General features: G+C 68.0%; 16 protein-coding genes. 11 read left to right on the top strand and 5 right to left on the bottom strand.

The genetic code is table 11. From position 1 onward, the window contains the following. The first annotated feature begins 117 nt into the window (after positions 1 to 117). From ACSDHM_RS15365 to ACSDHM_RS15350, 4 genes are read left to right on the top strand one after another with little or no spacing between them, the layout of a single operon-like run. Positions 118 to 807, top strand: a complete 690-nt coding sequence (locus ACSDHM_RS15365) for a response regulator transcription factor (protein ID WP_005419188.1) — start codon at positions 118 to 120, stop codon at positions 805 to 807. After that, positions 800 to 2,191, top strand: coding sequence for a sensor histidine kinase N-terminal domain-containing protein (locus tag ACSDHM_RS15360; RefSeq protein ID WP_439426981.1), 1,392 nt, complete (start codon positions 800 to 802; stop codon positions 2,189 to 2,191). Before ACSDHM_RS15365 ends, ACSDHM_RS15360 begins: the two co-directional genes overlap by 8 nt. Then, a complete protein-coding gene (locus tag ACSDHM_RS15355) occupies positions 2,188 to 3,243 on the top strand; it encodes an ABC transporter substrate-binding protein (protein ID WP_111008233.1) in 1,056 nt (351 codons plus the stop codon). The genes ACSDHM_RS15360 and ACSDHM_RS15355 overlap by 4 nt, the downstream gene beginning before the upstream one ends. Before the next feature lie 28 nt (positions 3,244 to 3,271). Then, positions 3,272 to 3,922 (top strand): response regulator, encoded by a 651-nt coding sequence (locus ACSDHM_RS15350; RefSeq protein ID WP_065185360.1) that lies wholly within the window; start codon positions 3,272 to 3,274, stop codon positions 3,920 to 3,922. A gap of 444 nt (positions 3,923 to 4,366) precedes the next feature. Here the strand turns inward: ACSDHM_RS15350 and ACSDHM_RS15345 are convergent, their stop codons facing one another. Then, positions 4,367 to 7,009, bottom strand: coding sequence for a hybrid sensor histidine kinase/response regulator (locus ACSDHM_RS15345; protein ID WP_188240620.1), 2,643 nt, complete (start codon positions 7,007 to 7,009; stop codon positions 4,367 to 4,369). A 66-nt stretch (positions 7,010 to 7,075) separates the two neighbouring features. Next, positions 7,076 to 8,245: an OprO/OprP family phosphate-selective porin gene (locus ACSDHM_RS15340; protein WP_188240621.1), complete on the bottom strand. Its 1,170-nt coding sequence runs from the start codon at positions 8,243 to 8,245 to the stop codon at positions 7,076 to 7,078. Between the two features lie 332 nt (positions 8,246 to 8,577). On the opposite strand from ACSDHM_RS15340, the gene ACSDHM_RS15335 reads away from it, so the two are divergent. Both ACSDHM_RS15335 and ACSDHM_RS15330 read left to right on the top strand, forming a co-directional pair. Continuing rightward, positions 8,578 to 9,921: a dicarboxylate/amino acid:cation symporter gene (locus ACSDHM_RS15335; RefSeq protein ID WP_072167602.1), complete on the top strand. Its 1,344-nt coding sequence runs from the start codon at positions 8,578 to 8,580 to the stop codon at positions 9,919 to 9,921. 230 nt (positions 9,922 to 10,151) lie between these two features. Next, positions 10,152 to 12,443 carry an NADP-dependent malic enzyme gene (locus ACSDHM_RS15330; RefSeq protein WP_005419150.1) on the top strand — a complete coding sequence of 764 codons (2,292 nt, stop codon included), beginning with the start codon at positions 10,152 to 10,154 and terminating at the stop codon, positions 12,441 to 12,443. A gap of 392 nt (positions 12,444 to 12,835) precedes the next feature. On the opposite strand, the gene ACSDHM_RS15325 is transcribed toward ACSDHM_RS15330, so the two are convergent. Then, the gene (locus ACSDHM_RS15325; RefSeq protein ID WP_072167601.1) at positions 12,836 to 13,579 is read right to left on the bottom strand and encodes a basic secretory protein-like protein; all 744 of its coding nucleotides are present in this window, start codon (positions 13,577 to 13,579) and stop codon (positions 12,836 to 12,838) included. Then, positions 13,576 to 16,920 (bottom strand): GH92 family glycosyl hydrolase, encoded by a 3,345-nt coding sequence (locus ACSDHM_RS15320; protein WP_439426366.1) that lies wholly within the window; start codon positions 16,918 to 16,920, stop codon positions 13,576 to 13,578. Before ACSDHM_RS15320 ends, ACSDHM_RS15325 begins: the two co-directional genes overlap by 4 nt. 418 nt (positions 16,921 to 17,338) lie before the next feature. On the opposite strand from ACSDHM_RS15320, the gene ACSDHM_RS15315 reads away from it, so the two are divergent. The 4 genes from ACSDHM_RS15315 (at position 17,339) to ACSDHM_RS15300 (ending at position 20,579) form a co-directional block, all read left to right on the top strand. Continuing rightward, entirely contained in the window at positions 17,339 to 17,536 is a 198-nt protein-coding gene (locus ACSDHM_RS15315; protein ID WP_005410967.1) for a zinc-finger domain-containing protein, read from the top strand. Between the two features lie 15 nt (positions 17,537 to 17,551). Then, entirely contained in the window at positions 17,552 to 18,667 is a 1,116-nt protein-coding gene (locus ACSDHM_RS15310) for a glycosyltransferase (RefSeq protein ID WP_061479571.1), read from the top strand. Further along, a complete protein-coding gene (locus tag ACSDHM_RS15305; protein WP_439426365.1) occupies positions 18,648 to 19,979 on the top strand; it encodes an O-antigen ligase family protein in 1,332 nt (443 codons plus the stop codon). Before ACSDHM_RS15310 ends, ACSDHM_RS15305 begins: the two co-directional genes overlap by 20 nt. A 150-nt stretch (positions 19,980 to 20,129) precedes the next feature. Further along, positions 20,130 to 20,579 carry an REP-associated tyrosine transposase gene (locus ACSDHM_RS15300; protein WP_072167598.1) on the top strand — a complete coding sequence of 150 codons (450 nt, stop codon included), beginning with the start codon at positions 20,130 to 20,132 and terminating at the stop codon, positions 20,577 to 20,579. A 108-nt stretch (positions 20,580 to 20,687) separates the two neighbouring features. On the opposite strand, the gene ACSDHM_RS15295 is transcribed toward ACSDHM_RS15300, so the two are convergent. Next, positions 20,688 to 21,605: an LpxL/LpxP family Kdo(2)-lipid IV(A) lauroyl/palmitoleoyl acyltransferase gene (locus tag ACSDHM_RS15295; protein ID WP_061479569.1), complete on the bottom strand. Its 918-nt coding sequence runs from the start codon at positions 21,603 to 21,605 to the stop codon at positions 20,688 to 20,690. Between the two features lie 60 nt (positions 21,606 to 21,665). Between ACSDHM_RS15295 and waaA the strand changes: the two genes are divergently transcribed. Continuing rightward, positions 21,666 to 22,964: a lipid IV(A) 3-deoxy-D-manno-octulosonic acid transferase gene (waaA, locus tag ACSDHM_RS15290; RefSeq protein WP_065178339.1), complete on the top strand. Its 1,299-nt coding sequence runs from the start codon at positions 21,666 to 21,668 to the stop codon at positions 22,962 to 22,964. The last annotated feature ends 77 nt before the right edge of the window (positions 22,965 to 23,041 follow it).

The following is a 23,041-nucleotide window of genomic DNA, read 5'->3' as shown; positions in this document are numbered from 1 at the left end:
CCTGTCAGCGGTTTGTGCGGTGCAGCGAAAAGCGTGTCGTCGATCTCGCCGTGCCGTGCCCGGCAAGCGCGGCGGCGGCATGCGGTAGCATTCGGTTCCCCTCCCACCCGTGTGCCCATGCGCCTGCTGCTGGTCGAAGACAACCCGGATCTGGCCGATGCGATCATCCGCCGGATGCGCCGTAGCGGGCACGCTGTGGACTGGCAGGCTGATGGCCTGGCCGCCGCCAGCGTGCTGCGCTACCAGAGCTTCGACCTGGTGGTGCTGGACATCGGCCTGCCCAAGCTCGATGGCCTGCGCGTGCTGGCCGGCATGCGCGAGCGCGGTGACAGCACGCCGGTGCTGATGCTGACCGCGCGCGATGGCATCGAGGATCGCGTGCAGGCGCTGGATGTCGGTGCCGACGATTACCTGGGCAAGCCATTCGATTTTCGCGAGTTCGAAGCGCGCTGCCGTGTGCTGCTGCGGCGTGCGCGTGGCCAGGCCAGCGAAGTGGTGCAGATCGGCGGCTTCCAGTTCGACAACGCTGCGCACCGGGTCAGCCTCGACGGCGAACCGATCGAACTGCCCAACCGCGAGTACCGCCTGCTGGAGATCCTGGTCGGGCGCCTCGGCCAAGTGGTCGGCAAGGATGAGATCGGCAACGGCCTGTTCGGTTTCGATGACGAAGCGGGCCCGAATGCCATCGAGTTGTATGTTGGCCGCCTGAGAAAGAAGCTGGCGGGCGCACCGCTGCGCATCACCACGGTGCGCGGTGTCGGCTATCTGCTGGAGGCCAGCGATACCCATGCCGACGCCGATGGCTGACGCGCGCGCTGCGACTGCGGCGCCGGGTTCGCTGCGGCGAACGCTGCTGCTCTATCTCGGCGTGCTGCTGGCGGTGTTCGCAGTGGCCCTGCTGTTCGCCGCGCGCGATTACGGCCAGCGCGCCGCCAATCGATCCTACGATCACCTGCTGGTGTCCTCGGCGCTGTCCATTGCCGATTCGGTGGCCCTGGTCGATGGGCAGTGGCAGGTCGATCTGCCGTATGCGGCGTTGGACCTGCTGGCGATGGCGCCCGAGGACCGCGTGTTCTATCGCGTGGCCGACAGCCGCGGCACCCTGATCACCGGCTACGGCGACCTGCCGGCACCGCCGCGCCGGCCCGGTACCCAGCCGCAGCTGTTCGATGCCACCTACAGCGGCGAGACCGTGCGCTTCGTGGTGGTCGGTCGCAGCTTCGCCGCTGCCTCGGCGCAGGGCGAGGTGCAGGTCCAGGTCGGCCAGACCCGGCGTGCGCGTGAAGCGGTCGCGCAGGACATGGTCAATCGCGCATTGCTCGCGATCGGCGTGCTGTCCGGGCTGCTGCTGGCACTGGTGGCGTTCGGCGTGCATCGCGCATTCCGGCCGCTGGTGCGGGTGGAGCGCGAGCTGTCGCGACGGGAGCCGTCCGACCTGAAGCCGCTGGATGCCCGCGTTCCGCGCGAGATGGACCAGATGGTGGCGGCGCTGAACCGCTTCATGGAACGCCTGTCCAGCAGCAACGAGACACTGCGCGCGTTCATGGCCGAGGCTGCGCACCAGATGCGCACGCCACTGGCTGCGTTGCGCGCACAGGCACAGCTGGCGCTGGATGATGACGATCCGGAGGACATGCGGCGCAGCCTGCAGGCGATCGAGCGCAACGCCACCCATATGAGCCGGCTGCTGAACCAGCTGCTCAGCGATGCCAGCGTGATCCATCGTTCGCATCTGCAGCGCTTTGCAGCGGTGGACCTGGCCGAGACCGTGCACCAGGCCTTGCATGAAGCGCTGCCGCAGGCCGGTCCGGCGCCGCGCGTGCAGTTGGCGATGACCGCCGAACCGGCACTGGTGCACGGCGATGCGCTGCTGCTGCGCGAGGCGATCAAGAACCTGGTCGACAACGCACTGAAGTACGGCGGTGACGGCGACTTGCAGATTGCCCTTACCGTGGAAGGCGAGCAGGCCGTGCTGACCATCGCCGACCACGGCGCAGGCATCGCCCCGGCCGATGCCGAGCGCGTATTCGAGCGTTTCGCCCGTGGCGAAGGCGCGCCCTCAGGTGGTGCGGGGCTGGGCCTGGCCATCGTCAAGCGCGTGGTCGACAGCCATGGCGGCAGCATTGACCTCAGCAACCGCCCGCAGGGCGGGCTGGTCGCCACCATCCGCCTGCCCCGGAGCAGTCCATGATCCGCTTGTTCGCGACGGCCGTTGCCCTGCTGCTGGCCCTGCCGGTGTTGGCCGCGCCCGGCGATGTGCGCCGTTTTCCCGCACAGGGAGCGGCCACCGCTCAGCTGCGCATCCACGGCACCACCGACATCGAAGTGTTCGCGGTGGTCATCGCCGACTACCAGCGCCTTCACCCCGGCACCGAAGTGGTGTACGAGGACATCATCACCCAGGACCTGTACGCGCGTTACCTGCACGACCGTGGCGGGCCGGCATCACCGGACCTGCTGATCTCCAGCGGCATGGACCTGCAGACCAAGCTGGTCAACGATGGCCATGCGCTGCCGCACCGCTCGGCGCAGACTGCGGCGCTGCCGGCGTGGGCGCAATGGCGCAACGAGGCATTCGGCATCAGCTACGAGCCGGTGGTGATGGTCTACAACACCCGCGCACTGCCGGCAGCGAAGGTGCCGCACACGCGCCGCCAGCTGCTCGACCGGCTGCGTGCTGAAGGTGCACCGCTGCGCGGCAAGGTCGGCACCTATGACATCGAGCGCAGCAGTGTCGGCTACCTGCTGGCCACCCAGGACGCGCAGCGCGGCAGCATTGCCGGTGCGCTGCTGGGCGCGCTCGGCGACAACGACGTGGTGCGCGAGGAGCGTACTGGCGTGCTGCTGGACCAGGTGGCCAGTGGCCAGCTGTCGCTGGTCTACAACGTGCTCGGCTCCTACGCGCAGGCACGTGTCGATGCCGGCGCGCCACTGGCCATCATCGAGCCCGAGGACTACACGCTGGTGGTGCTGCGCACCGCAGTCATCCCGCGCACCGGCCCACACCCGGAAGAAGCGCGGCGCTTCCTCGATTACCTGCTGTCGCCGCGTGGCCAGCAGGTGCTGTCGCGCGAAGCGCGGCTGATGCCGATCGTGACCGGCAACGCACGCGGTGACGATGCGCCCGGCCGCAGCCGCCGTCCGATCCAGCTCGGCCCGGGCCTGCTGGTGTACCTGGACGCGCTCAAGCGTCGCCAGTTCCTCGATGCCTGGCGCAGCAGCGTCGAGCCGGCCGGGCGCTGAGGCGGCGACCTGCCCGTACAATGGCGGTATGAGCGAATACACCATCCTGATCGCCGATGACCACCCGCTGCTGCGTTCGGCGGTGGTGCAGTCCTTGCGGCAGAGCCTGCCATTGGCACAGGTGCGCGAGGTTGCGAGCGCCGAGGCATTGGCCGAGACGCTCGACGCGCAGCCGGACGTGGACCTGGTGCTGCTCGACCTGACCATGCCTGGCGCGCACGGCTTTTCCGCGCTGCTGCACGTGCGTGGCTCGCATCCGGACATTCCGGTGGTGATCCTCTCGTCCAACGACCACCCGCGGGTGATCCGCCGTGCCCAGCAGTTCGGCGCGGCCGGTTTCATCCCGAAGTCGGCCCCGGCCGAGACCATCGGCGAGGCCGTGCAGGCGGTGCTCGACGGCGGCCTGTGGTTCCCGGCAATGGCCGCCGAGCGCTCGGAGGCCGATGCGCTGCTGGCCAGCCGCCTGGCCCAGCTGACCCCGCAGCAGTTCCGCGTGCTGCTCTGCCTGGCCGATGGCCTGCTCAACAAGCAGATCGCCTACACGCTGGGGCTGGCTGAGAACACGGTGAAGGTGCATGTCACCGCCATCCTGAAAAAACTCGAGTGCCATAGCCGCACCCAGGCCGCGGTGCTGGTGAAGGCGCTGGAGCCTGAAGGCGACGCCGGCATCGGGCTGTAATTTCCAGCCAACGGCACAGCCCCTCGTGGGTGGACACGTAGAGCAGTTCATGGGAGAGGCTGGGCAGGTTCCGGGCGCGTCCACCCACGGAAGAGAAAAGAGGATCAAAAGCAAAGGCAGCCTGGCAGGCCGCTTTTTGTAGAGCCGAGCCCACGCTCGGCTGCTTTGCGGCCGGTCCGCGAAGCCGAGCATGGGCTCGGCTCTACACAAGCAAGCGCAGCGCGCGACTCGCTTTTGATCTTATTTTCTTCTCCGAGGGTGGACGCGCACGGCACGTGTCCGTGGCCGGGTAGATGGGCTGCACAGGGGCGTGAGCCGCATGGATGCGGCGACCGAGCTTACAGGGACGTACTTGCAGCGCCCCCTGTGCAGCCCATCTACCCGGCCCCACCGATGAACTGCTTTGCGCGTCCACCCACGAGGGGCTGCGCCGTTGGCTGGAAACTACCCGCGATGCCGGATCAACAACTGACTCATCAGCGCCCGCAGCGCCGGCGGCTTCACCGGCTTGGCCATCATTCCCCAGCCGCGCTCGGCGGCCATCTCACGCAATCCCGCATCGCGCTCTGCAGTGACCAGCACCACCGGTGGGCGTGCCTGCCACAACTCCGCCAGCGTCTCGTACAGCACCGGCCCGTGGTGATCGCCCATGCGCACATCCAGCAGCACCAGCTCCGGAACCGTCTCGGCACTGGCCAACTGCAGCGCCGCCTGTGGCCCATCGGCCAGCGCCACCTCGCAGCCCCAGCGCTCCAGCAGCGCACGGCTGGCCGCACACACGTGCGGATCGTCGTCGATCACCCACACCCGACGCCCACGCAGCGGGTTGTCCGCGCCCGGTTCCTGCGCCAGTACCGGCGCAGGCGCGGTGGCCGGAATCGCGCTGGCTTCGCCGAACGGTACGCCTACCGCGAACACGCTGCCCCGGCCCAGCTGCGAGCGCAGCCGGATCGGATGGCCGAGGAGGCGGCCGATGCGGTCGACAATGGCCAGGCCAAGGCCGGCGCCGCGCTGCTGGCCGTCGTGCAGGCGACGGAACTCCTCGAAGATCTCGCCCTGCAACGCGTCGGGAATACCCGGGCCCTGGTCGTGCACTTCGATCCACAGCAGTCCTTCACGGCGGCGGCAGCCAAGCAGCACGCGACCGCGTTCGCTGTAGCGCAGCGCGTTGGACAGGAAGTTCTGCAGGATGCGGCGCAGCAGCGCTTCATCGCTGACCACCACGGCATGACTATCGACCCAGTCCACCACCAGCCCGCGTGACTGCGCGGCGATGCCGAACTCGCGCGCCAGTGTCTGCAGCAGGGGGCCCAGCCGGAACGCCTGTACGCGGGTGGGCAGGCTGCCTGATTCCAGCCGCGCGATATCCAGCAGGCTGTTGAGGATCGCGTCCTGCGCCGCCAGCGCGGCATCGATATGATCGGCAGTCTGCTGCTGCGCCGGGTCGCCCAGCTTGCCGCGCAGCACTGAGACGAACATGCGCGCAGCGTTGAGCGGCTGCAGCAGGTCGTGCACCGCCGAGGCGACGAAGCGGGTCTTGTATCGGTTGGCCTGCTCGGCCTCGCGCCGCGCCTCGTCCAGGTCACGGGTGCGCTCGGCGATGCGGTGTTCCAGCGCATCGGCCAGCGAGCGCAGTTCGCGCGCCGCATTCTTGTAGCTGGTGATGTCCGCATAGCTGGTGACGAAGCCGCCGTCGGGCAGCGGATTGCCGCGGATCTCCAGCACCGTGCCGTCGTCCTTTTCGCTCTCGCGCATGTGCGGGCGGCCACTGCGCAGGTGGTTCAGGCGGCGCTCGATGGCCTCGTCCACCGGGCCGGGACCGAGCAGGCCACGACGGGCATTGAAACGGAACAGTTCCTCGATCGGCCGGCCGACGCGCACCAGGTCTGCCGGGAACCGGAACAGTTCCAGATAGCGCGAATTCCACGCGACCAGGCGCAGGTCGCGGTCGATCACCACCACACCCTGCGGCAGGTGTTCGAGGCTGCGGCTGAGACCACTGTCGGCGTCGGTGGCGGCCTGCAGCAGGCCATCCTGTGCGGTGCGCAGCTCCTGTGCGTGCTGCTTGAGCAGGGTTTCCAGTTCGCGGCGGCTGCGCAGGCGATGCTTGGCCAGGCGCCTGCGCTGCTGCACGAACAGCACCAGGAAGCCCAAGGCCAGCCACGCGGCACCGCCGGTCAGGGCGGCCGCGCGACCTGCTGCAGTAGCGGCGCCGGCGTCGTGCAGCAGGTGCAGGTTCCAGCCCTCGGCGGGCAGCGCCAGGCTTTGCCACAGCCTCGGCTGCGGCAGCGCAGGATCCAGCAGCCGCACCATGCGGCCGCCATCGGACAGCACGTCTTCGGTACGTGCACGCAAGGGCTGCAGGGCACGGTCGGCGTACTGACGTGCATCGAGCATTTCGCGGCGCTCACCGGCACGCAGCGGACGCAGCAGCCGGTAGCGCCAGCTGTCCCGGTTGGACAGGAATACGACGTCATGGTCGTCGCTGGCCAGCACCACGTCCGGGCTGCTCAACCATTCCTGTTCCAGCGCGGACAGCTCGACCTTGATCACCACCACGCCGAGCCGCTTGCCGTCAGCCTCGATGGCCTGCGAAAGGTAATAGCCGGGCACGCCGGTGGTCATGCCGATGCCGTAGAAGCGGCCACGGCCCTGCGCCAGCGCCTGGCGGTAGTAGGGGCGGTAGCTGTAGTTCTCGCCGACGTTGCTGGTCGGTTGGTCCCAGTTGCTGGCCGCCACCGCCACACCATCGTGGCCGACCAGGGTCAGGGTCGAGGCCCGGGTGACTTCATTGGCACGTTGCAGCTTGAGGTTCAGTCGCTGACGTTCGCCGGGCGAGGGCGGCACACGCAGTGCGTGCAGCAGATCCGGATCCAGCGCCATGACCTGCGGCAAGGTGCCGAAGCGGTCGATGCGCTGTTGCAGGCCCTGGCCATACAGCTGCAGCTGGCGTTGCACCTGGCTGCTTTCGTCGCCGAGCGCGCGCCGCCAGGCGTAATGGCCAGCGGCGACCGCGCACAGCACGGTGCCACCGACCATCACCAGGATGGTCAGCAACAGCATCCGGTGGCGGCTGAGCCAATACATGGCGGCAGTCTACGCAGGGCCGGCGGGCGCGGCGTGCACGCCCGCCGGGCTCTGACGTGGAAGGGGTCAGAAGTGCATCTGCGCGCGCAGTTCGAAGATCTCCGGCGTGCTGTGCACGCCACGACGGCTGGCGTCGACCTTCACGTAGTTGGCCTGGAACTTGAAGTGGCTGGTCAGGTACCAGTTCGCACCCAACGTCAGGTCGTGCTGGCGGCCACCCAGGATGTCACCATCGTCGAGGTCCAGGCGGCTGTAACGCGCCACCAGTTCGACCGCACCGTAGTTGTGCGCCGGCTTGATGTTGGCCACCGCGCCGGCGTTGTACGGCCGCGATTCGCCGGTCAGCACCCAGCTGGCCATCGCGTACTGGCCGCTGCCGGTGAAGTCGGGCTTGCCGTCATGGCGGGTGACCGTGGCGCGCAGCGCTTCGGCCTGCAGCGAGAACGGGCCGCGGACCCAGATGCCTTCCAGGCCGGTGCGGCGGATCTGGTCGGCGGTGACCAGCGCGCCGGAATCGACGTAGCGGATGTCGGTCAGGCCGGCTTCCGGGCGCGCGCGCAGGCGGGCGCTGGCCTCGTGGTGCACGTCGCGGCCGTCGCTGTAGCCGCGTGGGTTCTCCTGCGAGTAGGCCAGGCCCAGGTGGATAACGTCACCCGGTGCCTTCACCGGCGTCCACACCGCCCGCACCGCCTGGGTGGTTCCGGGGTTGTCGCCCTGCAGGTCCTTGCCGCCATAGGCGCCTGCCTGCAGCAGGTACTGCGGGCGCTCCAGCACCCATTCCACACCGGTACGGCGGCCTTCGTAGAAGGCCTGCACCGGCAGCGAGGTTTCCAGGAAGCTGCCGGCACGCGAAGAGGTGTTCGCATCCAGGCCGACCGGGGTCTTCATGTAGCCGAAGCGGAAGCGGCCGACGTCACGGCCGAAGAAGGCCTTGCTCTCGAAGCGCACGAACACGTCCAGCCAGGTATCGGCCTGGAAGTCGTAGTAGACCATCGCGTCGTACACGCCCTTCTTCTTCAGCGTCGCACCGAATTCCTTGCGCCGCACAGCGTCGTCGTCCTCGAGGCCGCTGGCCGAGGAGAAGTCGTTGTAGTCGTAGGCGATGTTGGCGGTGGCCGCCAGCTCGGTGCCATCGCCGAAGGTGTACCTGGTCGGCCAGTTGTCGAAATCGGCGGCCGAGGCGAAGGCGGGAAGGGCGGCCAGCGACAGGGCCAGCAAGGTGGGATTCGGGCGCATGTTGGGTGCGGCTCTCTCAGATTGCGTGTGGACAGGACATCAACGGCCGCAGGGGCCGAAACTTTCGCAGGGACATGCCCAGCCGTTCAGCCCGGGCCACCGGCCTTCCCGTTTCCGGGCGGTGCGGCGCCAGTGTAGGCACCTGTGCCACCTGAACCGGGGGGCTAGTACCAATAGGTTATCTGCGCCGGCGTGCCTGGCGCGTACAAAGGCGTCCATTGGTCGCACCCCCTGTGCGTGCAGTACAGGGCCTGCGATCAGTTTCCACGGTAACGGCTCCCGTGCAGTCCCGGGGCCGTACGTGCCTGAAAACGCCCCTTCCGGAGTCCGCCATGCACATCCCGACCGCAGCACCGGTGCCTGCAAAGCCGTTGCCGATCTATCGCCAGCTGTACTTCCAGGTGATCGTGGCGATCGTCCTGGGTGCCATCCTCGGCCACTACGAACCGCTGGTCGGCGAGAAGATGAAGCCGCTCGGCGATGCCTTCATCAACCTGGTGAAGATGATCATCGCGCCGGTGATCTTCCTCACCATCGTCACCGGCATCGCCAGCATGACCCACCTGCGCACGGTGGGCCGGGTGTTCGCCAAGGCGATGGCGTACTTCCTGTTCTTCTCCACGCTGGCGCTGATTGTCGGCATGATCGTGGCGCACGTGGTGCAGCCCGGCGCCGGCATGAACATCAATCCGGCCGAGCTGGACCAGACCGCAGTGCACAGCTACGTCGAGAAGTCGCATGACCTGACCCTGGTCGGCTTCCTGATGGACATCATCCCGAAGACGCTGCTCAGCGCTTTTGTCGATGGCAACATCCTGCAGGTGCTGTTCGTGGCCGTGCTGTTCGGCATCGCGCTGGCGATGGTGGGCGAGAAGGGCAAGCCGGTGCTGAACTTCCTGGAGGCGCTGGTCGCCCCGGTGTTCAAGCTGGTGCACATCCTGATGAAGGCCGCCCCGATCGGTGCCTTCGGTGCGATCGCCTTCACCATCGGCAAGTACGGCGTCGGCTCGCTGATCAACCTGGCCTGGCTGGTGGGCTCGTTCTACCTCACCGCGTTCCTGTTCGTGGCGGTGATCCTCGGTGTGGTCTGCCGCCTGTGCGGGTTCTCGGTGTTCAAGCTGGCGCGCTACCTGAAGGCCGAACTGCTGCTGGTGCTCGGCACCTCCTCGTCGGAGTCGGCGCTGCCGTCGCTGATGGAGAAGATGGAACGCGCCGGCTGCAGCAAGTCGGTGGTGGGCCTGGTGGTCCCGACCGGCTACTCGTTCAACCTGGACGGCACCAACATCTACATGACCCTGGCGGCACTGTTCATCGCCCAGGCCACCAACACCGAACTGACCCTGGGCCACCAGATCGCCCTGCTGCTGGTCGCCATGCTCAGCTCCAAGGGCGCGGCCGGTGTCACCGGCGCCGGTTTCATCACCCTGGCCGCCACCCTGGCCGTGGTGCCGGAGGTACCGGTGGCTGGCATGGCGCTGATCCTGGGCGTGGACCGGTTCATGAGCGAATGCCGCTCGCTGACCAATTTCATCGGCAATGCGGTGGCCACCGTGGTGGTCTCGCGCTGGGAAGGCGCGCTGGACCGCAACCGCCTGCAGCTGGCGCTGGATGGCCGCGAGAGCGAACTGCCGCCGCCGGTCGATGCGCTGCCCGAGGCGCTGCCGGCCAAGGGCTGATCCAGGTGTGTGGTACCGCGGGGCCGATCACGTCAGTGGTACGGCCCCGCGGCGTTTCAGGGCGTCCCATGGCTGTCATGGGCAGCGCCGAAGCTGGTATCGCGGTACCGTCGCATACGGCACGGAATTGTGCGGTCGCAGCATGCTTGCGACAGGATTGCGACAGGTCCGGACGCTCCAACGGGGGTATCATCCCCTGTCCCTTCTGCCCATTCATGTAACCCACATCGATGTCCAACGAAGATTTCAAACAGGCCGCCCTCGATTACCACCGGATGTCCCCGCCGGGAAAGATCAAGGTTTCCGCTACCAAGCCCATGCTGACCCAGCGCGACCTGTCGCTGGCGTATTCGCCGGGCGTGGCGTACGCCTGTGAAGCGATCAAGGCCGACCCGCAGCAGGCCAGCGAGCTGACCGCCCGCGGCAACCTGGTGGCGGTGATCTCCAACGGCACCGCGGTGCTGGGCCTGGGCAACATCGGCGCGCTGGCCGGCAAGCCGGTGATGGAAGGCAAGGGCGTGCTGTTCCAGAAGTTCGCCGGCATCGATGTGTTCGACATCGAAGTGGATGAGACCGACCCGGACAAGCTGGTCGACATCATCGCCTCGCTGGAACCGACCTTCGGCGGCATCAACCTGGAGGACATCAAGGCGCCGGAATGCTTCGTGGTCGAGCGCAAGCTGCGCGAGCGCATGAAGATCCCGGTATTCCATGACGACCAGCACGGCACGGCGATCATCGTCGGCGCGGCCGTGCTCAACGCGATGGCGATCACCGGCAAGAAGATCGAGGAAGTGAAGCTGGCGACCACGGGCATGGGCGCGGCCGGCATTTCCTGCGTGAACATGCTGGTGCAGCTGGGCCTGAAGCCGGAGAACATCCTGGCCTTCGATCGCGAGGGCGTGATCCACACCGGTCGTACCGACCTGGACCCGGAAAAGCAGCGCTATGCGCGCGACACCGACAAGCGCACCCTGGCCGAGATCGTCGACGGCGCGGACATTTTCCTGGGCCTGTCGGCACCGGGCATCCTGACCGCCGACATGGTCAAGACCATGGCGCCGGATCCGGTGATCTTCGCGCTGGCCAACCCGACCCCGGAAATCATGCCGGAGGTGGCGCGCGCTGCGCGTCCGGACGCGATCATCGGCACCGGCCGTTCGGACTACCCGAACCAGGTCAACAACGTGCTGTGCTTCCCCTACCTGTTCCGTGGTGCGCTGGACGTGGGCGCCACCGCGATCAACGAGGAAATGAAGATCGCCTGCGTGCGCGCCATCGCTGCACTGGCACGCCGTGCAGCCACCGACATGGGCTCGGCCTACGGCGGCGAGACCCCGAGCTTCGGCCGTGAATACCTGATCCCGCGCCCGTTCGACCGCCGCCTGCTGGTGGAACTGTCGGCCGCCGTGGCCCAGGCCGCGATGGATTCGGGCGTGGCCTCGCGCCCGATCGAGGACATGGGCGCCTACCGCGACAAGCTGGCCCAGTTCGTCTACCGCACCAGCCTGATGATGAAGCCGGTGTACGACCGCGCGCGCAGCGACAAGCAGCGCGTGGTGTACGCCGAGGGCGAAGAGGAAGTGGTGCTGCAGGCAGTGCAGAACGTGGTCGATGACGGCCTGGCGCATCCGATCCTGATCGGTCGCCCGGAAGTGATCGAGTCGCGCATCGAGCGCCTCGGCCTGCGCCTGAAGATCGGCGAGAACGTTGAAGTCACCAACATCAACGACGACCCGCGCTTCAACGAATACTGGCAGTACTACCACGGCCTGACCGGCCGTCGCGGCGTGACCGTGGCCGCGGCGAAGAACCTGATGCGTTCGCGCCCGACCCTGATCGCAGCGGTGATGGTCGCCCGTGGCGAAGCCGATGCGATGCTGACCGGCATCGTCGGCCGCTTCCACAAGAAGCTGGGCTACGTGCGCAGCGTGCTGCCGCTGGAGCCGAAGGTCACCTCGACCTCGGCGATGACCGGCGTGATCAACCAGCAGGGCGTGTTCTTCTTCGTCGATACCCACGTGCAGGAAGACCCGACCGCCGAGCAGCTGTGCGAGGCGACCCTGCAGGCGGCCTATCGCATGAAGCTGTTCGGCATCGAGCCGAAGGTGGCGCTGCTGTCACACTCCAACTTCGGCAGCCATGATTCGAAGGATGCGCTGAAGATGCGCCAGGTGCGCGAGCTGCTGCTCAAGCGCAACCCGCGCCTGAACGTGGATGGCGAAATGCAGGGCGACACCGCATGGGATGAAGCGCTGCGCCAGAAGCTGCTGCCGGGCTCGACCCTGCAGGGCCGCGCCAACCTGTTCGTGCTGCCGAACCTGGAAGCGGCCAACATCGCCTACAACCTGGTGCGCGTGTTCACCGACGGCGTGGCGATCGGTCCGATCCTGATGGGCGTGAACAAGCCGGTGCACATCCTGACCACCAGCGCGACCTCGCGCCGGATCCTGAACATGACCGCCATTGCGGCGGTCGATGCGCAGATCAGGAAGCAGCTGGAAGCGGAAAAGAAGGCATAAGCCTTCTTTCCAGCGACAGCTGCGGAAACGCGCCCCACGGGGCGCGTTTTTGTTTCCGCGCAGCGGAAACGGGTAGTGCCGGCCGCTGGCCGGCAACCTCAATCATGTCCAGATACACGACGACAGCCGGCCAGCGGCCGGTTCTACCCCGGGCTGTGCCACACGCGCTATGCAACCCGGTCATTTCCCTGCAACGCCACTGCGGCCCAATACGCCCACGCGGCCCGGCCGTGGGAAGGGACCGGACCGGCCTTCCCACCCTGGGCCCGACCAACTTCCCATCGGCGAGGGTGTCATGCGCAATCGAGTGACGCGGCGGTACTTCCAGCAGCTGTTCGCGCTGTACGCCGGTTTCGTGCAGTCGCGCTGAGGCGCCGGCGACAGCGTGGGCGTCAGCGCCGCTTGCCGCGGCGTGCAGGGGCCGGCGGCGGAGCGTCGGAACGCGGCTTGGCGTACTGCGCCCACAGCGCCGGCAGTGCCTTGCCGGTGTGCTTCTGCCACAGCGCCGGTGCATAGCGGCCGTCGCGCAGGGCCTTGTCCAGTGCCAGCACCAGGCCTGGATGTTCGGCGTCGGCCCATTTCAGGAACGCACCGGTGACACGGTAGCCGCTGTCGAAGTTCTGCCCCTTCTCGACCTTGCCCGGCAGTGCCCAGCCCGCGGCGGCATTGTCCATGCCGTAGCGGTCGCGTGCGTAGTCGGCGATGCCCTCCACCAGCCAACCCGGCACCCGTGCGTCGCCATAGCCCGGATAGCCCTGCACGATGTGCATGGCCTCATGGGTGACCAGGTCGATGTCGTTGGGGTGCTGCGCCAGCCAACCCGGGTTGATGGTGATCGTTGCGGCCTGGTCCTTGTCACCGACGAAGGCGATCCCGGTGTAGGCCGGGTCGATCACGATGCGCACCATCGACGGCGCGGCCGGGTGGAAGTCCGCACGTTCGCGCAGGTAGGCGAAGTAGAACGTATCGATCACCCGCTTGCGCTGCGGCGCGGCCAGGGCGCCACGGGCGTCCTGGTAGTTCAGCGTCACGCCGTCGCGGATCAGCTGCGCATCAAAGGCCTGGGTCTGGCCGAAGCTGGAGAAGGAAAGGGCAACAAGGGCCAGAGGCAGCAGACGGTAGCGCATGGGGCTCATTGTACGGCGCTGGGCGCCAACAGTTCGATCTCCGCCAGCGGCAGCCGGCCCGGTGCGGCCAGGCGCAGCCGATACTCGCTGTAACGACCGGGTTTGGCGATGTGGAACGGTCGGGTCTGGCGGGCAGACTCGAAGGCTTCGCCGCTGCGCTGGTCGAGCACGATCCAGCGGCCGTTGCCGCTGCGCGCTTCCAGCGTCCATTCGCCGCCCTGGATGCGGCCGTCACCGCTGGTGAGCGTGTACATGGTCGGCACGCCGTCGCCCAGGCCGGTCAGTGCGATGGTTGCGCCGCCGCCCAGGCCGACGGTCGTGGCGGCATCGTCGTCGACCAGCGCTGGCAGGGCGCGACCATCGGCCAGCGTCGCCTTGGCGCCACTGCCGAGCAGGTCGTGCAGCAGCTGCGGGCGCTGGCCCCGCGCGGTCAGCGAGCGCGGCACATCGTCCACGCCGCTGCCCCAGCGCGACGGCTGCGGCCCCATCACGAAGTCCAGCGTCGCGCCCTTGGCGATCAGCTCGTGCGGCACCCAGGTCTTCGTCCACGGCTTGCCATTGATCTTCAGCGACTGCACGTAGACGTTCTCGCGTGAGTTGTTGGCCGCGTTCACGGTCAGCACCGCACCGCCCTGCAGTTCCACCCTCGCATGTTCGAACGCCGGTGAACCGATCACGTACTCCGGGGCGCCCATGCGCAGCGGATACAAGCCCAGCGAAGCCAGCACGTACCACGCGGAGGTCTCGCCGTTGTCCTCGTCGCCCGGATAGCCCTGGCCGATCTCGCTGCCCACATACAGCCGCGACAGGATCTCGCGCACGTGCTGCTGGGTCTTCCACGGCTGCCCGGCGTACAGGTACATCCATGGGATGTGGTGCGCCGGCTGGTTGCTGTGCGCGTACATGCCCATGCGCACATCGCGCGCTTCGGTCATCTCGTGGATGGTGCCGCCGTAGGATCCGGCAAACGCGGGGTCGGCGGTTTCCGGCGTGGCGAAGAAGGCATCCAGCTTCGCTGCCAGCTTGTCACGGCCACCATAGAGCGCGGCGAGTCCTTCGCCATCGTGGGCGGCGGTGAAGGCGAAGGTCCAGCCATTGGATTCGGTGTAGTCGTGGCCCCACACGCGCGGGTCGTAGGCCCTGGCGTCCACGCGCCACTGGCCATCGGCCTTGCGGCCCTGGAAGAAGCCGGCGGCCGGATCGAACATCGTCGCGTAGCTGGCGGCGCGATGGCGGAAGTAGTCGGCCTCGGTGCTGTAGCGCTCGCGTGCCGCCGCCGTGGTCGCGCGCTTGGCCAGGGCCTCGGCCATGTTGGTGATGCCGAAGTCATTCAGTGCGCCTTCCATCGTCCACGACATGCCTTCGTGCACGTCCGCGCTGGCGTAGCCACGGAAGGTCGAACGGTCCATGCCCTTGCGGCCGACATGGCGGTCGGGGGGTACCACGGTCGCGTTCTTCAGCGCGGCGGCGTAGGCCTCGGCCGGATCGAAGCCGCCGATGCCCTTCAGCCACGCATCGGCGAAGGCCACGTCCGAACTGGTGCCGACCATCAGGTCGGCGTAGCCCGGCGACGACCAGCGTGCGATCCAGCCACCGGCACGGTACTGCTCGATGAAGCCCTGCACCATCTGCCCGGCATCGTCGGGCGTGAACAGCGCATAGGCTGGCCAGGTAGTGCGGAAGGTGTCCCAGAAGCCGTTGTTGACGAATACCTTGCCATCGCGCACGCCGGTGAAGCTGCGGTTCGCGCTGCCCTCGGTGTTGTCGTCGCTGGCGCTGGCCTGGTTGGCGTAGCGCCAGTCAGGCGCGGCCGCGCTGCCGGCATTCTCGTGGCCGGAGTTGGGATACAGGTACAGCCGGTACAGGCTGGAATACAAGGTGGTCTTCTGGTCGTCAGTGGCATCGCCGATGTCGAAGCGGGCCAGGCGCGCGTCCCATGCATCCTGCGCACGGCCGGCCACGCTTTCCAGCGTGTCGGCGGCGGCGATTTCCAGCGCCAGGTTGTGACGCGCCTGTTCCACCGAGATCAGCGAGGTGGCGATACGCATCGTCACCTGCCGGTCGCTGCCGGCATCGAACTTGATGTAACCGGTCGGGCGGCCGGTGTCGAGGCGGCCGCTGCTGCGCCACGGCTTGTCGAAGCTGGCCACCACGTACATGCGGCTGGCGCCGTTGGACAGGCCACTGCGCGTATCGGTGTAGCCGCTGAGGGTCTGCGTGGCCGTGTCCAGGGTCAGGCCACCACGCGCATCGACATTGTCGAACAGCAGGTTGGCGTCGCCGCCCTCGGGGAACTGGAAGCGGAACAGCGCGGCATGGTCGGTCGGTGCGATGGCAGCAGCGATGCCATTGTCGAAGCGCACGTCGTAGCGGTAGGGGCGCGCGCTTTCATGACGGCGGTCGAACGACAGCGCGCGCTTGCGGCGGTCGGCGTCCGGCACGCCACGGCTGGCCGAGGGCATCACCTGGAAGGTCTGGCGGTCGCCCATCCACGGGCTGGGCTGGTGGCTCAGTGCCAGTGCCTGCAGCTGCGGGCGGTTCTGCGCATCGTTCTGTTCGTTCCAGCGGTACAGCCAGTTCAGTGCGCCGGCGTCGGTCACCGGGGTCCAGAAGTTGAACCCGTGCGGCACCGCCGTGGCCGGGAAATTGTTGCCGCGCGAGAAGGTGCCGTTGGCCTGGGTGCCGCGGGTGGTCAGCACCCAGTCGGAGACGCGCTGCGGCCGCTGCCGCGGTTGGGCATCCAGGCGCACGTCATCAATCCAGCCAGAGACCGGCGCACCCTCGGCGCTGGCCACCTCCAGCTCGATCGCCACCACGCGGCGGCCCTTCAGCGTGGGCACGTCGCCCAGCCGCACCGCCTTGCGGGCCCACTGTTGCGGGTACAGCGTCTTCGATTCGCCCTGCGCGCGCGCGCCGATCGCCACGCCATGCTGGTCGCGTGCCGCACCGGCCGAAACGCGGCTGCCATCGTCCAGCAGCAGGTCCAGCGATACATAGGTCGAGGCGACGGTGTCCTTGCCGACGATTTCCGGCAGCACCAGCCACGACAGCGTGGTATCGGCCTCGATGGGCAGGTCGGCCTTGAACAGTTCGCGCCGCGCGCTGCCGCCTTCGCTGCTGTAGCGCAGCGCATGCAGGCCGCTGTAGCCGGCATTGCGCTTGGCGGCGTAGGGCGCGGCCGGTCCATTGCCGATCGTGACCTGAAGCGCACCGGTGGCCTGCGCCGGGACAGGTTCGCCCGGTTCGAACGAGGTCTGCAGCCCCTGCGCCCGCGCCGGCATCGCAGTGGTCGCACAGGCCAGGGCCAGGGCGAGCGGAAGCAGGGCGCGGCGCGGATCGGACAGGGTCATGCAAGGGTCTCCCGGAAGGGCTGGCGGCGGGCGAACCCGCATCGGCGGACACCACGGACAGCATCGCTCCGCCCGCCAGGCTGGCAGTGGAAGAGGCGATGCCGGTCCGGTGGGGGCGGGCCATGCGATCGGGTTGGATTGGGTGGGTCGAGGTGCGACCTGGCCCGATCCTGCAACAGCCGCCGCGCGCTGGCAAGTGCCATTTAGTTCGATCCAAATGCGGGAAATATCGCTGGAGCCGATTCTGGCGAGCGAACCTGCCGGAACGACCGCGAAATCCCCGGAATCACCGCCGCCCGGCGTGCGGCGGGGAGATGCGAGGCATCGGCGGCGGCGTGCAAAGGCCCGTTGCGGGGCAATGTCGTTGCGGCCCAGATGCTAGAATCACAGGCCTCGCAACCCGTTCACCGAATCCGCCATGAGCCATACCGCCACCGCGCCCGCCAACGCCGAGAAGCGCTACACCGTGCACCGCAGCGATCTGCCGTTGAGCTGCCCGACCCCGGAAATGGCGCTGTGGAACTCGCATCCGCGCGTGTACCTGCCGATCGAGGACGAGCCCAACGGCGAAGCGCAGTGCCCGTACTGCGGGTCCGTGTTCGTGCTGGCCGACTAAACGGCGGCCCCTTCGATGCGCCGATTGACCGTGGTGCAGTTGCTGCCGGCGCTGCACTCCGGTGGTGTCGAGCGCTCGACCCTGGAAATCGCTGCGGCCCTGGTTGCCGCCGGCCATCGCGCGCTGGTGGTGTCTGCCGGCGGCCGCCTGGTGCAGCCGCTGCTGGACAGCGGTGCCGAGCACCTCACCCTGGATATCGGCCGCAAGTCGCTGCTGACCCTGCGCCATCTGCCGACCCTGCGCCGGCTGTTTGCCGAAGTTGGTGCGGACATCGTGCATGCCCGTTCGCGGCTGCCGGCCTGGTTGGGCCTGTACGCGATCCGCGCCATGCCCGCCGCACAGCGCCCGCATTGGGTGACCACCGTGCACGGGTTGAACTCACCCAGCCGCTACAGCGCGGTGATGACCAGTGGCGAACGCGTGATCTGCGTGTCCAACACCGTGCGTGCCTACGTGCAACGCCATTACCCGACGGTGCCGGAAGAAAAACTGCGGGTCGTACCGAGAGGTGTCGACGTCAACCAGTTCCCGCGCGTGGCGCGCGCCGACCGCCGCCCGCGGCTGGCCCTGGCGGCCGACTACCCTTGGCTGGCGCAGGTTGAGGGCCCGCTGCTGCTGCTGCCGGGGCGCGGCACCCGGCTGAAGGGCCACGCCCACGCGCTGCAGCTGCTGGCCGACGTGCGTGCCGCCGGCGTGCCTGCCCAGCTGTGGATGCTGGGCACCGACGAACCCGGGCGCGAGGCCTACGTGGCTGGCCTGCGCCGCCAGGCCGCGGCGCTGGGCGTGGCCGAGGCCGTACAGATCAGCACGCCTACCGTCCGCATCGCCCAGGCCTACGCCGCCAGCGATCTGGTGCTGCAGCTGTCGGACAAGCCGGAAGCCTTTGGCCGCACCGTGCTCGAGGCGCTGTCGGTCGGCCGCCCGGTGCTGGGCTGGGACCACGGTGGCGTCGGCGAACTGCTGCAGCAGCTGCAGCCCAGCGGTGCGGTGCCGCTGGGCGACGCGCACGCGCTGGGTGAACGTGCGCTGGCCCTGCTGGCGCAGCCGCCGTCCCTGCCGACCCGCATCCCGTTTACCCTGCAGGCCATGCAGCGCGACACCCTCCGCCTCTATGCCGATCTCGCCGGCTGACCCCGCTGCCATCGTGCGCGACGACCGTGCCGGGCGCTGGGCGCCCTGGTGGGTGCTGGCGTACGTGGCGATGTGGCCGCTGCCGGGCATTGCCGAAACCGTGCTGGGCCTTGGCGCGGTCTATGCTGCCGCGCGCATGGTGATGCGCCGGCTGCAGCGCCGCCCGCACCTGTTGAGCACGGCGGCGTGGGCGCTGACCTCGATCCTGTTCCTCGGCTACTGGCTGCCGCAGGCGATTTCGGCCATCGATGCGATCGACCCTTCGGCCTCGTGGACCAAGGCGGCCGCCGGACTGCGCTACCTGCCCTTCATGTGGCTGGTGGCGATCGCGGTGGCCACGCCGGAACGGCGGCGCTTGACCTTCGGTGGCCTGGCGCTGATCACCGGCGTGTGGACGCTGGACGCGCTGGTGCAGGCGCTGGCTGGCACCAGCCCGTGGTTCTGGTCGCTGGAACACCTGAAGCTGGCCGTGAGTGGCCACGCGTTGTGCCCGGCCGACGAAGCCGCACTGGCCGACCGCCTCAGTGGCGCGCTTGGGCCCTGCAATCTGAAATTCGGCCAGGTGCTGGCCAGCCTGTCACCGTTCCTGCTGCTGCCGATGGCGCGGCGTTTCGGCAATGCAGGGTGGCTGCTGGCCGCTGCAACACTGGGGTGCGTGCTGCTGCTGGCAGGTTCGCGCGCCTCGTGGATCACCTTTGTGCTGGTGCTGGCCTACAGCGGCGTGCGCCAGTTCGGCTGGAAGCGGCTGCTGCTGCTGGCCCTGGTGGCAGCGCTGGGTACGGCCGCACTGGCAGCGGGCGTGCCGCAGCTGCGCGAGCGTGTCGCGCGCACGGCGCAGGCATGGAACGAAGACGGGCAGGGCGTTGACGAGGCGCTTTCGGGGCGCGCGCGCATCTGGACCGCAGCGGTGTGCATGATCGAGGAGCATCCGGTCAACGGTGTCGGTGCGCGCGGCTTCCGCGATGCGTATCCGGCCTGCGTGTCAGATGAGGGCCCCGCCGTGTGGGGCAACCAACCGGCGTTGCACGCCCACCAGATCGTGCTGGAAATCCTTGCCGAGACCGGCGTTCTGGGCCTGCTGCTGTGGTTGGCGGCGGTGGCGCAGGCCTGGCGGGCCTGGCGCTATGCCCCGGCGGCTGCGCGTGATCGCGCCCGGCCGGCGATGCTGGCGCTGGCGGTCACGGTGTTCCCGCTCAATACGCACCTGGCGTTCTATTCCGCTTTCTGGGGTGGCCTGACGGTGCTGCTGGCAGCCCTGTTCGCCGGCAGCCTGCTGGCGCGGGACGCGGACGACACGCCGACGGTGCTCTGATCGTCCATCCACGCATGGCGCGGCTCTACTGCATGTACCGAACGGAGCGTGCTTTGGTAGATCCACGCCATGCGTGGATGGAGCATTCCCGACGCGAATACCGGTCAACCACCACTACCGGTGTTTCCATGCGTATCGCACGCTGGAGGCATGGCCAGCCCCAGACTTCGCTACGGTCGGTATTCCCGATCCGGCAACGTGTACTCATTGACCACAGCAACCCTCGGCCGCGAACCGTTGTTCGCCGATGCGGCAAACGTTGCGATCCTTATCGACACACTGCGCTTCGTAGAGCGCAAGGGCTTCAGCCATAGCCTCGCCTGGGTGGTCATGCCCGACCATCTGCACTGGCTGATGGAGCTGCGCGGAGGAACCCTGGCCGAGTGTATGGCCCTGCTCAAATCACGCAGCAGCCGTCTGTTGAACCGGCGATTGGAGCGACAAGGGCCGCTGTGGCAGCGCGGTTACCACGATCACGCCGTACGCAGCGATGAATCCCTTCATGAGAAGGCGATGTACATCATGGCCAATCCGGTCCGTGCGGGCCTGGCCAGCACGTTGGGTGAGTACCCGCACGCATGGTGCCGTTGGCCGTTGTAGGTGCCGCCATCCGGATGTAGAGCATCCACGCATGGCGTGGATCTACTTCAGAATGCTCCGCGTCATCAAATCCACGCCATGCGTGGATGAAACCCTCCCGCCGCACCGCTATTTGTAGAAATCACTCCGGCCGCCGGGCTGGCGCTTGAAGCGGCGGTGGATCCACAGGTACTGGTCGGGAGCCTCTCGCACCATCGCTTCGATGGCCTGGTTGACCCGGGTGGTATCGGCTTCCACATCCTCGCTGGGGAAGTTCTCCAGCGGCGCGCCGATCTTCAGGAAGTACTTTCCGCCTTCGCGCCGGTGGAAGTACGGAATCACCGCACAGCCGGTCATGCGCGCCAGCTGATGGGTGGCGGTGATGGTCGAAGCGGTGTGGCCGAAGAACGGCACGAATACCGTGTCCTTGCCTCGCATGTCCTGGTCTGGCGCGTACCAGAGGAAACCGCCCTTCTTCAGGTGGCGCACGGTCGCGCGGATGTCCTCGTTGGCGAACATCGCCTTGGCATAGCGCAGGCGGCCGAACTTGACCGCCCACTCGTACACCGGGTTCTTGTGCTTGCGGTACATGCCGGAAAGATCGACGTAGTCGCACAGCAGGCGGCCGCACATCTCCAGGGTCATGAAGTGGCCGGAGACCAGCAGGACGCCGCGGCCTTCGGCCTGCATCTGCCGCAGGTGTTCCAGGCCTTCGACCCGTACCTGCGGGCGGATGCTGTCGATGCTGCCCCACCAGGCGCGGATGCACTCGAACACGCCGACGCCCAGCGCATCGAAACTGTCGCGCACCAGGCGCTGCCGCCACGCTTCGTCCTTCTCGGGGAAGCACAGCTGCAGGTTGACCTCGGCGGCGCGGCGGCGGCTGCCGAGCAGGCGCCAGGTGATCCAGCCGACGCCCCGGCCCAGCGCGCGCTGCAGCATCCACGGCAGGCGGGCGATGGCGAAGGCGCCGAACATGGCGGCGAACATCGGCCAGTTGCGCGGATCGCGCAGCGACGGGCGGACGGCGGTGGAGGCATCTGACATGGGGCCATTCTACCAAGGCGGCCGCGTGTCTTTCCCGGGGGGCTCCCGTATCCTTGCCGCATGCGTAAAGACCCTGTCGAATGGATCCTGCGCGGCCTGTACTCGGTCGTGCTCTATATCCTGCTGCCGATCACCGTGTACCACCTGGTCTGGCGCGGTTTCCGGGTCCGTGAGTACTTCCGGCGCTGGGACGAACGCTACGCCTCCTATCCGCAGCCGACCGGCCAGCCACGGGTGTGGCTGCACGCGGTCTCGGTGGGCGAGGTCAATGCCGCCGCGCCGCTGGTCAATGCCCTGCGCCAGCAGCGCCCGGACATCCGCTGGGTCATCACCACCATCACTCCGACCGGCTCCGAGCGCGTGCGTGCGCTCTGGGGCGACGCGCTGGACCATGTCTACCTGCCGTACGACGTGCCGGGCAGCGTCAACCGCTTCCTCGGCCATTTCCAGCCCAGCCTGGCGCTGATCCTGGAAACCGAGTTGTGGCCGAACATGCTGTTCGGCTGCCGTGACCGTGGTGTTCCGGTCTACATCCTCAATGCCCGCTTGTCGGCGCGTTCGCTGCGCGGCTACCGGCTGCTGGCCGCATTGATCCGCCGCGCCCTGCGCACCGTCACCTGCGTGGCCGCGCAGTCGCAGGACGATGCCGAGCGCTTCGTGCAGCTGGGGGCGGAGCCCGGCCAGGTGCAGGCACTGGGCAACCTGAAGTTCGACATCACCACGCCGGACGTGCAGGGCTTCGTCGAACAGTTCCATGCACGGGTGCCGGGCGCGCGCCCGGTATGGATCGCCGCCAGTACCCATGACGGCGAAGAGCAGGCGGTGATCGACCTGCACCGCCGCCTGCGCCAGCAGCATCCGGATCTGCTGCTGCTGTGGGCACCGCGCCATCCCGAACGTTTCCCCAAGGTGGAAGCGCTGGCGCGCGAACAGGGCTGGAGCGTGGCGACCCGCCGCGTGGACCAGTGGCCGCACGCCGCCACAGACGTGTTCGTCATCGATACCCTCGGCGAGCTGATGCCGTTCTACGCCTGCGCCCAGGTCGCCTTCGTCGGCGGCAGCCTGCAGGCCATCGGTGGCCACAACCTGCTGGAGCCCGCTGCGATGGGAACCGCGGCGGTGACCGGCCCGCACCTGCACAACTTCGCGGAAATCTCCCGGCGCATGCGCGAGGCCGGTGCGCTGCTGATCGGCGAAGATGCGCAGGCGGTGGGCGACCTGCTGCAGCATCTGCTTGAAGATGCGCAGGCCCGCGAAGACATGGCGCGTGCGGGCTGCACGTTGGTCAGCAATGGCCGTGGCGCGCTGCAGCGCACGCTTGCGCTGGTCGCACCGCACCTGCCACCGCCACGCGAGTGATCCCGGCGTTGCGGCGTCGGCGGCGCTGCGCTGCGTTGTCGTGATCAACTTCATCAATTCTGCTTAGCGACGATTTT

The sequence above is a fragment of the Stenotrophomonas sp. T8 genome (assembly GCF_051853085.1).
GTDB lineage: Bacteria > Pseudomonadota > Gammaproteobacteria > Xanthomonadales > Xanthomonadaceae > Stenotrophomonas > Stenotrophomonas sepilia.
This window is presented reverse-complemented; position numbering and strand designations above follow the sequence as displayed.

What these genes read in the sequence shown, in the direction of transcription:
- ACSDHM_RS15365 (WP_005419188.1), top strand. Translation starts at nt 118, where the DNA reads ATGCGCCTGCTGCTGGTCGAAGACAACCCGGATCTGGCCGATGCGATC.
- ACSDHM_RS15360 (WP_439426981.1), top strand. Translation starts at nt 800, where the DNA reads ATGGCTGACGCGCGCGCTGCGACTGCGGCGCCGGGTTCGCTGCGGCGA.
- ACSDHM_RS15355 (WP_111008233.1), top strand. Translation starts at nt 2,188, where the DNA reads ATGATCCGCTTGTTCGCGACGGCCGTTGCCCTGCTGCTGGCCCTGCCG.
- ACSDHM_RS15350 (WP_065185360.1), top strand. Translation starts at nt 3,272, where the DNA reads ATGAGCGAATACACCATCCTGATCGCCGATGACCACCCGCTGCTGCGT.
- ACSDHM_RS15345 (WP_188240620.1), bottom strand. Translation starts at nt 7,009, where the DNA reads ATGTATTGGCTCAGCCGCCACCGGATGCTGTTGCTGACCATCCTGGTG.
- ACSDHM_RS15340 (WP_188240621.1), bottom strand. Translation starts at nt 8,245, where the DNA reads ATGCGCCCGAATCCCACCTTGCTGGCCCTGTCGCTGGCCGCCCTTCCC.
- ACSDHM_RS15335 (WP_072167602.1), top strand. Translation starts at nt 8,578, where the DNA reads ATGCACATCCCGACCGCAGCACCGGTGCCTGCAAAGCCGTTGCCGATC.
- ACSDHM_RS15330 (WP_005419150.1), top strand. Translation starts at nt 10,152, where the DNA reads ATGTCCAACGAAGATTTCAAACAGGCCGCCCTCGATTACCACCGGATG.
- ACSDHM_RS15325 (WP_072167601.1), bottom strand. Translation starts at nt 13,579, where the DNA reads ATGAGCCCCATGCGCTACCGTCTGCTGCCTCTGGCCCTTGTTGCCCTT.
- ACSDHM_RS15320 (WP_439426366.1), bottom strand. Translation starts at nt 16,920, where the DNA reads ATGACCCTGTCCGATCCGCGCCGCGCCCTGCTTCCGCTCGCCCTGGCC.
- ACSDHM_RS15315 (WP_005410967.1), top strand. Translation starts at nt 17,339, where the DNA reads ATGAGCCATACCGCCACCGCGCCCGCCAACGCCGAGAAGCGCTACACC.
- ACSDHM_RS15310 (WP_061479571.1), top strand. Translation starts at nt 17,552, where the DNA reads ATGCGCCGATTGACCGTGGTGCAGTTGCTGCCGGCGCTGCACTCCGGT.
- ACSDHM_RS15305 (WP_439426365.1), top strand. Translation starts at nt 18,648, where the DNA reads ATGCCGATCTCGCCGGCTGACCCCGCTGCCATCGTGCGCGACGACCGT.
- ACSDHM_RS15300 (WP_072167598.1), top strand. Translation starts at nt 20,130, where the DNA reads ATGGCCAGCCCCAGACTTCGCTACGGTCGGTATTCCCGATCCGGCAAC.
- ACSDHM_RS15295 (WP_061479569.1), bottom strand. Translation starts at nt 21,605, where the DNA reads ATGTCAGATGCCTCCACCGCCGTCCGCCCGTCGCTGCGCGATCCGCGC.
- waaA (WP_065178339.1), top strand. Translation starts at nt 21,666, where the DNA reads ATGCGTAAAGACCCTGTCGAATGGATCCTGCGCGGCCTGTACTCGGTC.